Annotated in this window: 12 protein-coding genes; 7 read left to right on the top strand and 5 right to left on the bottom strand. The window is 71.4% G+C overall.

Going from position 1 to position 11,731, the window contains the following annotated elements; genetic code table 11:
* Window positions 1-12: 12 nt before the first annotated feature.
* Both OOK38_RS25225 and OOK38_RS25220 read right to left on the bottom strand, forming a co-directional pair.
* Window positions 13-963, bottom strand: a complete 951-nt coding sequence (locus tag OOK38_RS25225; RefSeq protein WP_266756912.1) for a hypothetical protein — start codon at window positions 961-963, stop codon at window positions 13-15.
* 358 nt (window positions 964-1,321) lie between these two features.
* Window positions 1,322-2,977, bottom strand: a complete 1,656-nt coding sequence (locus OOK38_RS25220) for an FAD-binding dehydrogenase (RefSeq protein ID WP_266756914.1) — start codon at window positions 2,975-2,977, stop codon at window positions 1,322-1,324.
* 300 nt (window positions 2,978-3,277) lie between these two features.
* Here OOK38_RS25220 and OOK38_RS25215 point away from each other — a divergent pair, with 300 nt between their 5' ends.
* The 7 genes from OOK38_RS25215 (at window position 3,278) to OOK38_RS25185 (ending at window position 8,456) form a co-directional block, all read left to right on the top strand.
* Window positions 3,278-4,171, top strand: coding sequence for a DMT family transporter (locus tag OOK38_RS25215; RefSeq protein ID WP_266756916.1), 894 nt, complete (start codon window positions 3,278-3,280; stop codon window positions 4,169-4,171).
* A 65-nt stretch (window positions 4,172-4,236) separates the two neighbouring features.
* On the top strand, window positions 4,237-4,752 hold the full coding sequence (locus tag OOK38_RS25210) for an NUDIX hydrolase (RefSeq protein ID WP_266848842.1): 516 nt from the start codon (window positions 4,237-4,239) through the stop codon (window positions 4,750-4,752).
* 136 nt (window positions 4,753-4,888) lie between these two features.
* Entirely contained in the window at window positions 4,889-5,281 is a 393-nt protein-coding gene (locus OOK38_RS25205) for a YidH family protein (RefSeq protein ID WP_266756920.1), read from the top strand.
* Window positions 5,278-5,607: a DUF202 domain-containing protein gene (locus OOK38_RS25200; RefSeq protein ID WP_266756922.1), complete on the top strand. Its 330-nt coding sequence runs from the start codon at window positions 5,278-5,280 to the stop codon at window positions 5,605-5,607. Before OOK38_RS25205 ends, OOK38_RS25200 begins: the two co-directional genes overlap by 4 nt.
* Before the next feature lie 162 nt (window positions 5,608-5,769).
* Window positions 5,770-6,066 (top strand): hypothetical protein, encoded by a 297-nt coding sequence (locus tag OOK38_RS25195; RefSeq protein WP_266756924.1) that lies wholly within the window; start codon window positions 5,770-5,772, stop codon window positions 6,064-6,066.
* A 146-nt stretch (window positions 6,067-6,212) separates the two neighbouring features.
* Window positions 6,213-7,235, top strand: a complete 1,023-nt coding sequence (locus OOK38_RS25190) for a phosphotransferase family protein (protein WP_266765607.1) — start codon at window positions 6,213-6,215, stop codon at window positions 7,233-7,235.
* A 6-nt stretch (window positions 7,236-7,241) separates the two neighbouring features.
* The gene (locus OOK38_RS25185) at window positions 7,242-8,456 is read left to right on the top strand and encodes an acyl-CoA dehydrogenase family protein (RefSeq protein ID WP_266756925.1); all 1,215 of its coding nucleotides are present in this window, start codon (window positions 7,242-7,244) and stop codon (window positions 8,454-8,456) included.
* Between the two features lie 75 nt (window positions 8,457-8,531).
* Here OOK38_RS25185 and OOK38_RS25180 read toward each other — a convergent pair whose 3' ends face one another.
* Genes OOK38_RS25180 through OOK38_RS25170 form a run of 3 tightly spaced genes read right to left on the bottom strand, consistent with a single transcriptional unit; the run spans window position 8,532 to window position 11,588 of the window.
* The gene (locus OOK38_RS25180; protein WP_266756927.1) at window positions 8,532-9,125 is read right to left on the bottom strand and encodes a TetR/AcrR family transcriptional regulator; all 594 of its coding nucleotides are present in this window, start codon (window positions 9,123-9,125) and stop codon (window positions 8,532-8,534) included.
* A 43-nt stretch (window positions 9,126-9,168) separates the two neighbouring features.
* Window positions 9,169-10,830 carry an AMP-binding protein gene (locus tag OOK38_RS25175; RefSeq protein ID WP_266756929.1) on the bottom strand — a complete coding sequence of 554 codons (1,662 nt, stop codon included), beginning with the start codon at window positions 10,828-10,830 and terminating at the stop codon, window positions 9,169-9,171.
* A complete protein-coding gene (locus OOK38_RS25170; protein ID WP_266756930.1) occupies window positions 10,827-11,588 on the bottom strand; it encodes an SDR family oxidoreductase in 762 nt (253 codons plus the stop codon). Before OOK38_RS25170 ends, OOK38_RS25175 begins: the two co-directional genes overlap by 4 nt.
* Between the last annotated feature and the right edge of the window lie 143 nt (window positions 11,589-11,731).

Raw genomic sequence — 11,731 nt, 5'->3', positions numbered from 1 at the left:
CTTCGGGGGCGTTCACCCCGTGCCGAGCACGCTGTCGCGCGCGGCACGGAAGGCTTGGTACGGATCGCGGTCCGGGTACGACCAGGGAGCCGGGGTGGCATGCTCCGCGATGCGGTGGAACAGGGCGGCGGCCTCGGCGTCCCGGCCCTCGCAGACCTTGGCGTGGGCGAGGAAGTTGAGGTCGACGAGCCGTCGGGGATGGTCCTCGTGCTCCCACTCCAGCCACCAGTCGAAGGCGGCCTTCATCACCTGGCGGGCCCGGCGCCCGGCCCAGTGGCCCGAGGCGACCGGGTCGGTGGCCTCGCTCCCGGAGCCGGCGAGCACACGGAAGCGCTCGGCGTGCGCGACGACCGGAAGGATCGCGAGCGGCGAGTCGGCGGGCCCTTGTTCGGCCGCCCAGTTGGCGAAGTCGTACACCTCGTGCAGCGGGTCCTGGCCCGCCGCGGCGCGGCGCTCGGCGAGCCGGGCGACCATCAGGTGATGCGCGTGGTGATGGCCGGCGTGCCGGTGGCGCACCTCGTCGAAGAGCCGGACCACATCGTCCTCGGTGCCGAGCGAGCGCTCCAGGAGGAGCAGACCGAGCCAGGGGGTGGGATCGGCCGGGGCGAGTGCCGCCGCCGCGCGGCAGGCGTCGCGGGCCTGCTCCGGGCGCGCCTTGCCGTGCAGGGCGCGTTCCACGGTGGCGCAGCCGAGGAGTACGGCCGCGTCGGGGGACTCCGGCTCGGCGAGCTGCCAGTCACGGGCCCAGGCGAGAGTCGCGGACTCCTGCGCGAGGACGGTGACGCGGTGTCCGCGACGGTCCCAGTCGTCGCCGGTCGCCGCGAGCAGGTCGCGGACATCGGTCCACCGCCCCTGGCTCAACGAGGCGCGTCCGGCGACGAGTTCGGCGTCGTCGAGGGCGGCGTCGAAGGCCTGGGCCGCCCGCTTGCGACCGCGGCCCAGCGGTGGTGGGGGTGGTGACACCGCTGCTCAACCTCACATGCGCGGTTCGTCAAAGTGTGATCACGCACAGCAAACCCGGAGCCACGGGTTCAAGTCAAGCTCCGGCCATCGCGCTACACGTGTCAACTACCGCTGTATGACACACAGTTGGCAGGCACCGCCCCACAACGCCCTGAACAGCCGCCTTGTCCCGATGACTTGCACGGCCGACTTGTCCCTGCAATGTGAACGGCGGCCCTGTCCTGATGACAACGGCCGCCCCGCCCGCATGACGTGGACGGCCGCCCCGTTCCGGCGACGAGGACGACCGTCCCGTTCCGGCGACGGGGACGGCCGTCCCGTTCCGGCGACGGGGACGGCCGTCCCCTTCCGGACGTGATCAGCCCACCGCCTTGGCCGCCGCCCGGCCCGCCGTACGGCCGGAGAAGAGGCAGCCGCCGAGGAAGGTGCCTTCCAGCGACCGGTAACCATGGACTCCGCCGCCGCCGAACCCGGCGGCCTCACCGGCGGCGTACACACCCTCCAGCGGTTCGCCGCCCTCGGTCAGCACCCGCGAGGAGAGGTCGGTCTCCAGGCCGCCGAGGGTCTTGCGGGTCAGGATGTTCAGGCGCACCGCGATCAGCGGGCCCGCCTTGGGGTCGAGGATGCGGTGCGGGGTCGCGGTGCGGATCAACTTGTCGCCGAGGTACTTCCGGGCCCCGCGGATCGACATGACCTGGAGGTCCTTGGTGAAGGGGTTGGCGATCTCCCGGTCGCGCGCGACGATCTCGCGGCGCAGGGCCGCCTCGTCGATGAGCGGCTTCTCGGTGAGCGCGTTCATCCCGCGTACCAGCGCGCCGAGGTCCTTCTCGACGACGAAGTCCACGCCCTGGTCCATGAACGCCTTGACCGGAGCGGGCACATCGGCGCGGGCCCGCCCGATGACGCCCCGGACCGACTTGCCGGTCAGATCGGGGTTCTGCTCGGAACCGGAGAGCGCGAACTCCTTGCCGATGATCTTCTGGTCGAGCACGAACCAGGTGTAGTCGTGTCCGGTGCGCATGATGTGTTCGAGGGTGCCGAGGGTGTCGAAGCCCGGGAAGAGCGGTACCGGCAGGCGCTTGCCGCGCGCGTCCAGCCAGAGGGAGGAGGGGCCGGGCAGGATGCGGATGCCGTGCTTGTCCCAGATGGGGTTCCAGTTCTGGATGCCCTCGGTGTAGTGCCACATGCGGTCGCGGTTGATGAGGCGGGCGCCGGCCCCCTCGGCGATCCCGAGCATCGCGCCGTCGACGTGCGCGGGTACGCCGGAGATCATCCGCTCGGGCGGAGTGCCCAGCCGCTCGGGCCAGTTGGCGCGGACGAGGTCGTGGTTGCCGCCGATGCCGCCGGAGGTGACGATCACGGCCTGGGCCTTGAGCTCGAAGGCGCCGGTGACCGCGCGGCTGCTGGCCTGGCCGCGCTCGATGCCGGACGGCTCCAGGACCTCTCCGGTGACGGTGTCGACGGAGCCCGCGCTGCGGGACAGACCGGTGACCCGGTGGCGGAAGCGCAGCTCGACCAGACCACGGGCGACTCCCTCCCGTACCCGCCGCTCGAAGGGCGCGACGAGGCCGGGCCCGGTTCCCCAGGTGATGTGGAAGCGCGGCACGGAGTTCCCGTGCCCGTTGGCGTCGTAGCCGCCGCGCTCGGCCCAGCCCACCACCGGGAAGAAGCGGACCCCCTGCGCGTGCAGCCAGGGCCGCTTCTCGCCGGCCGCGAAGTCGACGTACGCCTCGGCCCACCGACGCGGCCAGTGATCCTCGGGCCGGTCGAAGGCGGCCGTGCCCATCCAGTCCTGGAGGGCGAGCGCGTGGTTGTCCTTGATCCGCATGCGGCGCTGCTCGGGCGAGTCGACGAAGAAGAGCCCGCCGAAGGACCAGTGCGCCTGGCCGCCGATCGACTGCTCGGGCTCCTGGTCGAGGAGGATCACCTTGCGGCCCGCGTCGACGAGCTCCGCGGTCGCCGCGAGCCCCGCCAGGCCAGCTCCGATGACGATCACATCTGCGTCGTAGGCCATGGGCCCGTCCTCTCGACATTCCGACTGGTCGGATGGGGTCGGCGTCACGGGGACGACTTGATGACGTTTGTCACGACCCGATCGGCAGCATCGCTGGTTGGTGAGACATTGGTGGTGGTGGTCGACCTCTGCGGGCGACCAGCACTTGTTACTGATCGGTCAGATCCTTCGGCAAGAAAGGTGACCGAGTCAACTGCCTGGTTCCGGGTTCTCCCGGGGACAGGCATCCGGCCCTTGGCACTAGAGTCGGCGGGAATCTCAACCGTGGCCCCCGACTCCCGATGTTTCGAGGTACCCAGCGTGTCGGTTCTGGTTCTGGTCCTCGCCGTGAGCGCGGCCTGCTGTCTGGGTTTCGGCTTCGTGCTCCAGCAGAACGCGGCCTCGCACGCCCCGCTGAGCGACTTCCTCTCCCCCCGCCTGCTGCTCGACCTCATCCGGGTCCCGCGCTGGCTGGGCGGCATCGGACTGATGGTCTGCGGCATGGTGCTCGGCGCGATCGCGCTCGGCAAGGGCGAGGTCACTCTGGTCGAGCCGCTCCTGGCGACCAACCTGCTCTTCGCGCTCGCGCTCTCCCGCCACCAGACCAAACAGCCGCTGGGCCGACAGGGCTGGGCCGGGCTCCTGCTGCTCGCGGGCGGCGTCTCGGCCTTCATCGTGGCCGGGCAGCCGCAGGGCGGCGACGCCGTCGACGACCCGCTGCGGCACTGGCTGATCATCGGGATCGTGGTCGGGCTCGCCCTGATGCTCACCACCTACGCGAAGCGGTCCCGGCTGAGCGCCGGACCCGTCCTGCTCGCCACGGCCGCCGGGCTGCTCTACGGCCTCCAGGACGCGCTCACCCGGGTCAGCGGCCAGCGGTTCGGGGACGGCGGCTGGAGCGAGCTGCTCACCGGCTGGCAGCCGTACGCGGTCCTCGTCCTCGGCGTCACCGGTCTGATCCTGGTCCAGAGCGCCTTCGAGACCGCGCCCCTGCGGATGTCGCTGCCCGCGCTCACCGCCGCCCAGCCGCTGGCCGGCATCGCCTGCGGGGTGGGCTTCCTCGGGGACCAGCTCCGCACCGACGCCGGAGCCCTCGCCGGGCAGGCCGCGGGACTCGCGGCCGTCGTGGCGGGGATCGTCCTGCTGGGGATGCACCCCGCGATGCCCTCGGGCACGGCGGAGCCGGAGCGCTCGCGGGATCTCCAGCCGCATTAGCGCTCGCGCTGTCTCCGGCCGCGCCGAGGAGGCCGGCCCCGGTTCCATGCTGCTTGGATGGTTCCATGAGTGCCGCTGACGAGATCCTCGACATCGTGGACGAGAACGACCGGGTCATCGGGCAGTCCCCCCGCGGGGAGGCGTACGCGCGCGGGCTGCGCCACCGCTGCGTGTTCATCCAGGCGCGGGACGCCGAGGGCCGGATCTTCGTCCATCGGCGCACCCCCACCAAACTGGTGTTCCCCTCCCGCTACGACATGTTCATCGGCGGAGTCGTCGGCGCGGGCGAGTCCTACGACGACGCGGCGCTCCGTGAGGCCGAGGAGGAACTCGGCGTCTCCGGGCTCCCCCGGCCGACCCCTCTGTTCACGTTCCTGTACGACGACGGGGCCGGAGCGAGCTGGTGGTCGGCGGTGTACGAGGTCCGCTGCGAGCTTCCGGTGAACCCGCAGGTGGAGGAGGTCGCCTGGCACGACTTCCTCACCGAGGACGAGGTGGAGCGCCGGCTGTCGGAGTGGACGTGGGTCCCGGACGGGCTGGCGGCGCACGAGCGGCTCAGGGACTACCGGGCGATGGACTGAGCAGCGGGTCCCGGGCCGGGGCGATACCGGACGCGGGCACCCCGTGGCCGACGGGCGACGGGGGACATCCATGGCCCGAACGGTGGCGGGCGGCACCGGCAGCCTCCCGTGCAGGGCTCCCCGGTAGGGTCTGGACGTGATCGAACTCGTGCGTAATGTCCGGTTGTGGTTCGCGCCCCAGGAGATCCGGGAGGAGGGCGGAACCCCCGACTACCGTTTCTCCCTGGCCAACGAGCGGACCTTTCTGGCCTGGCTGCGCACCGCGCTCGCCCTCATCGCCGGCGGTTTCGCCGTGGACCAGTTCCTGCCGGACCTGCGCTGGGCCTGGCGGGCGGGCCTCGCCCTGGCGCTGCTGGCGGCGGGCGTGCTCTGCTCGCTGCGGGCCGTCAATCACTGGGTGCGCTGCGAACGGGCGATGCGCCGCGGCGAGGACCTGCCGGTGTCGCGGTTCCCGGCGGTGCTGAGCATCGTCGTCGCGGTCGTCGCGGTCGCGATGGTCGTCGTCGTCCTCGTCGGCTGGGCGGGATGACCGGGCCCGTCCGGGAGGAACGGGACCCGGGCCTCCAGCCGGAACGCACGCGGCTGGCCTGGCGTCGTACGACCCTCTCCAGCACCGTCGTCGCCGTGCTCGCCGCGAAGGTGGCTCTGCACGACGGCGGCTCCGCCGCCGGGATCGTGGCGTGCGCGTTCTGCTGTGTCCTCTGGCTGGCCTTCCTCGCCCTCGCCCACCGCCGCATCCGGACGCTGGCGGCCTCGGGCCGGGCCGGCCCGGCCGTCCTCGCTCCCCGGCACGCGACGGCGGTGACCCTGTGCACGGTGGCGTTCGCCGTGTGCGCGGTGGCGTTGGTGTTTTAGGGGCACTCGGACGCCACGCGACCCGAAATAGCCGGAATCGGGACACTTTGTGACGCTAGCCTGGGTCGTCACCCCACCCTCGCGTCTCGCGGGCACCCCTCTTCGCCTCGCTCCCGCCTCTCGCGGACCACCCCCATCACGTCACAGCCGAAGGTGAGCACGATGACCACCCTTCACCAGGAGCACCCCACCCACCAGCACGTCCACGGCCCGAAGTGCGGTCACACCGAGGTGCGCCACGAGGACCACGTCGACTACGCGCACGACGGGCATCTGCACCGCGAGCACTCGGGGCACTGGGACGAGTGCGAGCCCAGCGGTCACGTGGCGCACGACCGGCACGGCCACCAGCACGGCGAGGGCTGCGGGCACCCGGCCGTGGCACACGGCGACCATCTCGACTATCTGCACGACGGCCACCGGCACGCCGAGCACGACGACCACTGGGACGACCACTGACCCGCCGACCCCTCGGCCCCGACGGCGTCTCCCCCGGTTCGCGCGTTCCGGGGGAGACGCCGATCACGTTTCGCGCAGCCGCTGGACGACATACCGACTGGTCGGCATCATGGTCACATCCAGTTCCCGTGTGCTGAGGAGCAATGATGAGCCCGGACCACCCGCCAGGTCTCGATCTCGACCGGTTGCGCGACCTGCTCGACCGTGAGCGGCCCGGACTGGTGACCGGCCCGCTGACCGGCCGGCTGATCGAGGGCGGACGGTCGAACCTCACCTACGCGGTCTCCGACGGCGCCGCCCGGTGGGTCGTACGGCGGCCTCCGCTGGGCCATGTGCTGGCCACGGCGCACGACATGAAGCGTGAGTACCGGGTGATCAGCGCGCTGCATCCGACGGCCGTGCCGGTCCCGGACCCCGTGCTGCTGTGCGAGGACGACTCGGTGCTCGGCGCCCCGTTCTACGTCATGGAGTTCATGGAGGGCACCCCGTTCCGCACCGCCGACCAGCTCGCCCCGCTCGGCCCGCAGCGCACGCGCGACGCGGTGCTCGGCCTGGTGGACACGCTGGTCGAACTGCACGCGGTGGACCCCGCCGAGGTGGGTCTCGCCGACTTCGGCCGCCCCGAGGGCTTCCTGGACCGGCAGCTGCGCCGCTGGGGCAAGCAGCTGGACGCCTCCAGGAACCGCGAGCTCGCCGGGATCGACGAGCTGCACGCGGCCCTGGGGCGCGAACTGCCCGGCTCCCCCTCGCCCACCGTCGTGCACGGCGACTACCGGCTCGACAACGTGCTGATCGGGCCCGACGACCGGATCAGGGCGATCCTGGACTGGGAGATGTCCACGCTCGGCGATCCGCTCACCGACCTGGGCCTGCTGGTCATGTACAGCACGCGGCTCGACCTGCCCAACTCCCCCATCAGCACGACCGCTTCGGCCGCCGGACATCCGGAGGCGACCGAGATCGTCGAGCGGTACGCCGCACGCTCGGGGCGCGACGTGTCCGCGGTGTCCTGGTACACGGCGTTCGCGTGGTTCAAGCTCGCCGTGATCCTGGAGGGCATCCACTACCGCTACACGAAGGGCCAGACCGTCGGCGCGGGCTTCGACCGCATCGGCGAACTGACCCCCGTCTTCATCGAGCACGGCCTGACCACCCTTCAGGAAGGCTGATCCGCCATGGACTTCGGATTCGACGCACGCACCGAAGAGCTGCGCCAGAAGCTGCTCGCCTTCATGGACGAGTACGTCTATCCGGCGGAGGCCGTCGCGGAGGAGCAGCGCGCCCTGCTGGCCTCGCCGTGGGACACGCCCGCCGTGGTCGGTGAGTTGAAGGCCGAGGCCCGCAGGCAGGGGCTGTGGAACCTCTTCCTGCCGGACTCCTCGTACGGCGCGGGCCTGACCAATCTCCAGTACGCCCCCCTCGCCGAAATCACCGGTCGCAGCCCGCACTTGGCGCCCACCGCGCTGAACTGCGCCGCTCCGGACACCGGCAACATGGAGGTGCTCACCCAGTTCGGTGACGAGCAGCAGAGGAAGCAGTGGCTGGAGCCGCTGCTCGCCGGTGAGATCCGCTCCGCGTTCGCGATGACGGAGCCCGAGGTCGCCTCCTCCGACGCCACGAACATCACCACGCTCATCGAGCGCGACGGCGACGAGTACGTCATCACCGGCCGCAAGTGGTACATCTCCGGGGCGATGAACCCCGACTGCAAGATCTTCATCGTGATGGGCAAGACGGACCCGGACGGCGCCGACATCCGCCGCCAGCAGTCGATGATCCTGGTCCCGCGCGACACACCGGGCCTGGACGTCCGGCGCGCGATGCAGGTGTACGGCTACGAGGACCACTCGCACGGCGGGCACGCGGAGGTCGTCTTCGATCACGTCCGGGTCCCGGTGAGCAACCTGGTCGGCGAGGAGGGCGGCGGTTTCGCCATCGCGCAGGCGCGGCTCGGTCCGGGCCGGATCCACCACTGCATGCGGCTGATCGGCATGGCCGAGCGGGCCATCGAGCTGATGTGCCGGCGCGCGGTGTCCCGTACGGCGTTCGGCAAGCCGCTGGCGCAGCAGGGTGTCGTCCAGAACTGGATCGCCGACGCGCGGGTCGCCGTCGAGCAGCTGCGTCTGCTGGTCCTGAAGACGGCCTGGATGATGGACACGGTCGGCAACAAGGGTGCCCACACGGAGATCCAGGCCATCAAGATCGCCACTCCGCGCACGGTCGTCGACATCCTCGACAAGGCCGTCCAGCTGCACGGCGCGGGCGGGGTCAGCCAGGACTTCCCGCTGGCCGAGCTCTGGGCCGCCGCGCGGACGCTGAAGCTCGCCGACGGACCGGACGAGGTCCACCAGCGTTCGCTGGCGCACCGGGAGATCAAGAAGTACGGGTGACCGGAAGCGTGTGAGCACGGCACTGCGGCCCCACCGTCCGGTGGGGCCGCAGTGTGCTGTCCGTGCTTCGGTCCGCTACGGGCGCAGCGCGCGCAGCAGCAGGTCCGCCAGCTGGTCGGCGACCTCCTGGGGGCCGAGCGGGCCGTCGGGCCGGTACCACGTCGACAGGTGGTGGACCGAACCGAAGTGGTAGTCGACGACCAGGTCGGCGGGGGTGGCCGTGGAGAAGACGCCCTTCTTCTGGCCCTCCTCGATCAGGGCGCGGAAGCGCTCGTGGTAGCGGCGGCGCTCGGACCGCACCTGCTTGAGCTTCTCGGGGCCGAGGTGGTGCATCGACCGGAAGAAGATCGAGGCGTCGTCGAGGTTGTCGATGGTCGTGACGACCACGTCGGCCGCCGCGCCCCGCAGCCGCTCCTCGACCGGCGCGTCCGCGTCCGCGAACGCGTCGAGCCGCTCCTGCTGGAGGCGCAGCACGCGGGCGTAGACCTCGTGCAGCAGATCGTCCTTGGAGCCGAAGTAGTGGTAGAGCGCCCCCTTGGTGACACCCGCCGCCTCGACGATCTCCTGCACCGAGGTGCGGTCGTATCCCTGCTCCGCGAAGAGCCGGGTGGCGGCGGCGAGCAGCCGCTGCGGGACGGGCGTACCGTCACCGTCCGTCGTCCTGGGCACTGCCGCCACCTGCCTTCCGGGCATTCACACCTATAGCTGTCGTCTACTGGGAGTCCTCGGACCGGGAACGCAGTTCCCGACGGAGGATCTTCCCACTCGCCGTCTTCGGCAACTCGGGCAGGATCTCCACCTGCCGCGGATATTTGTAGGCGGCCAGTCTCTCCTTGCAGTGCGCGGCCAGCGCGGCGGGGTCCGCGGAAGCACCCGGACGCAGGCTGATGTACGCCTTGACGGTCTCGCCGCGGTAGCCGTCGGGGATCCCGACGACGGCCGCCTCGCGGACCGCCGGGTGGGTGTGGAGGACGTCCTCGACCTCGCGCGGCCACACCTTGAAGCCGGACGCGTTGATCATGTCCTTCTTGCGGTCGACCACGTAGAGCCAGCCGTTCGCGTCCATGAATCCGATGTCGCCGGTGCGCAGCTCGCCGTCCGGGAAGGTCTCGGCGGTGGCCTCGGGACGGTTCCAGTAGCCGGGCACCACCTGCGGACCGCGTACGAGGATCTCGCCCTGTTCTCCGAAGGGGACGTCTTCGCCCAGGTCGTCGACGATGCGTACGACCGAGTCCGGGCCCGGCACGCCCACCGCGAGGGTCCCGGACGCCGGGTCCACCGGCGCCTCCAGGCCCGGTGGCACGGAGGCGCACGGCGCGGTGCACTCGGTGAGCCCGTAGCCGTTGCGGATGTACGGCCCGAGGGTGGCCCGGAACCTCTCGACGAGGGCCGGCGGCAGCGGGGCACCGCCGGAGGAGATGTTCACGAAGGAGGAGAAGTGGTCCGGCGTGACCTCCGGGTGGGCGGCCAGCGCCATGAAGGCGGTGGAGGGGCCCACCGTGTAGAGCGGCCGGTGCTCGGCGAACGCGTCGAGCACGACCCCCGCCTCGAAGCGGTACGCGAGGACCAGCGTGCCCGCGCTGTCGAGGCAGGCGGCGAGCTGGCAGACCATTCCGGTGATGTGGAACAGCGGCGCCATCGCGAAGTACACGGGTGCCTCGGGCAGCGCGAGGCCGGTCCGCTGCCGCTCGGCGTTGTACATGATGTTGCCGTGCGTGTTGGTGGCTCCCTTGGGGGTGCCGCTGGTGCCCGAGGTGTAGCTGATCAGCGCGATGTCGGACGGGCCGAGGACGCGGTCGCCGGGCGCCTTGTGTCCCTGCCGGGCGACGGCGACGAGATCGTCGGCCCCCGCGTCCTGCGGGAGCCGCTCGAAGGCCAGCACGCGCGGGTCGTCGCGGGTCTGGAAATCCCGTTCGCAGGCCGTCAGGACGGCACGTACGGGCGAGTCGGCGGCGGTCTCGCGCAGATACGCGTCCCAGGCGCGGTCGGAGCAGACGAGGGCGCTCACCTCCGCGTCGCGCAGGACGTGCCGGACCTCGCCGGACTTGTACATCGGGTTGACCGGCACGACCGTCGCGCCGGCCTTCCAGGCGCCGAGCAGGGCGAGCACGAACTGCGGGGAGTTCTGGAGCATGATCGCCACCCGGTCGCCCCGCTCCAGGCCGCGTGCGGCCAGGTGCCCGGCGACGGAATCGCTCAGCTCGTCGACCTCGCGGTAGCTCAGCCGCCCGTCGAAGTAGGCCAGCGCGGTGCGGTCCGGGGTGTGCGCGACCGCGTCCCCGAGTGCGTGGACGAGGGTGTCGGCGGGGCTCACCGGGCCACGCTGCGCGTCGCTGAGCAGTGCCACCCAGGGCCGGTCGGCGTAGCGGGTCACTCGGTGGTCTCCCACTTCTGCTGGAGGTGGTTCATGTTCGTCATCCAGCGGTCGGGGTCGGCGGCCCGCGCCTGGTAGTACCCGGCGACCTCGGGGTGCGGCAGGATCAGGAAGCGGTCCTCCTCGATCCCCTTCATGAGCGCGTCGGCGACGGCCTCCGGTTCGATGGCGGTCGGCTGGAGCACGAGGTCGCCCGCGCTGCCGGTGGCGTCGAGCATGTCGGTGCGCACACCCTGCGGACAGATCGCGTGCACCTTCAGACCGCGGTGGCGGTACGTCAGCGACAGCCACTCGGCGAACGCGTACGCGCCGTGCTTGGTGACGCTGTACGGGGCGGCTCCGATCATGGTGAGCAGTCCGGCGGCCGAGACGGTGGAGACGAAACGGCCGCTGCCGCGCTCCAGCCAGTCCGGCAGCAGCGCGTGGGCGGCGCGCACGTGTGCCATCACGTTGACGTCCCAGGCGAGGGCCCAGACGTTCTCGCCGGCCGCTTCGGAGCCGCCCGAGGCGACGCCCGCGTTGGCGCAGTAGACGTCGACCGTGCCGCCGAGGGCGTCCCGGGCCTCGCCCACGATCAGGGAGGCGTCCCCCGGGACCGCGATGCCTCCGATCTCGTCGGCCACGGCCTTCGCCTTGTCCGCGTCGAGGTCGTTGACCACGACCCGCGCTCCCTGGGCGGCGAAACGGCGGGCCAGCGCGGCCCCGATGCCACCTCCCGCTCCGGTGACGACCACTCCCGCACCCTGCACGGCTTCCACCCTGGGTCTCCTTCGACGCGACGTGAAACGGCTCTGCTGAGACGACAGACTAACCAGTCGGTATGTAACAAGGGAAGGGTTCCCGGCAGGGCGCGGGCGACCTCACAAGGAGCCGCGACAGGCCGGAGGCGTCCGCGCCCTAC

The sequence above is a fragment of the Streptomyces sp. NBC_00568 genome (assembly GCF_026341855.1).
In the GTDB taxonomy this organism is placed as follows: domain Bacteria; phylum Actinomycetota; class Actinomycetes; order Streptomycetales; family Streptomycetaceae; genus Streptomyces.
Note: the sequence above shows the minus strand (reverse complement) of the source record. Positions and strands in the feature narration are given on the sequence as shown.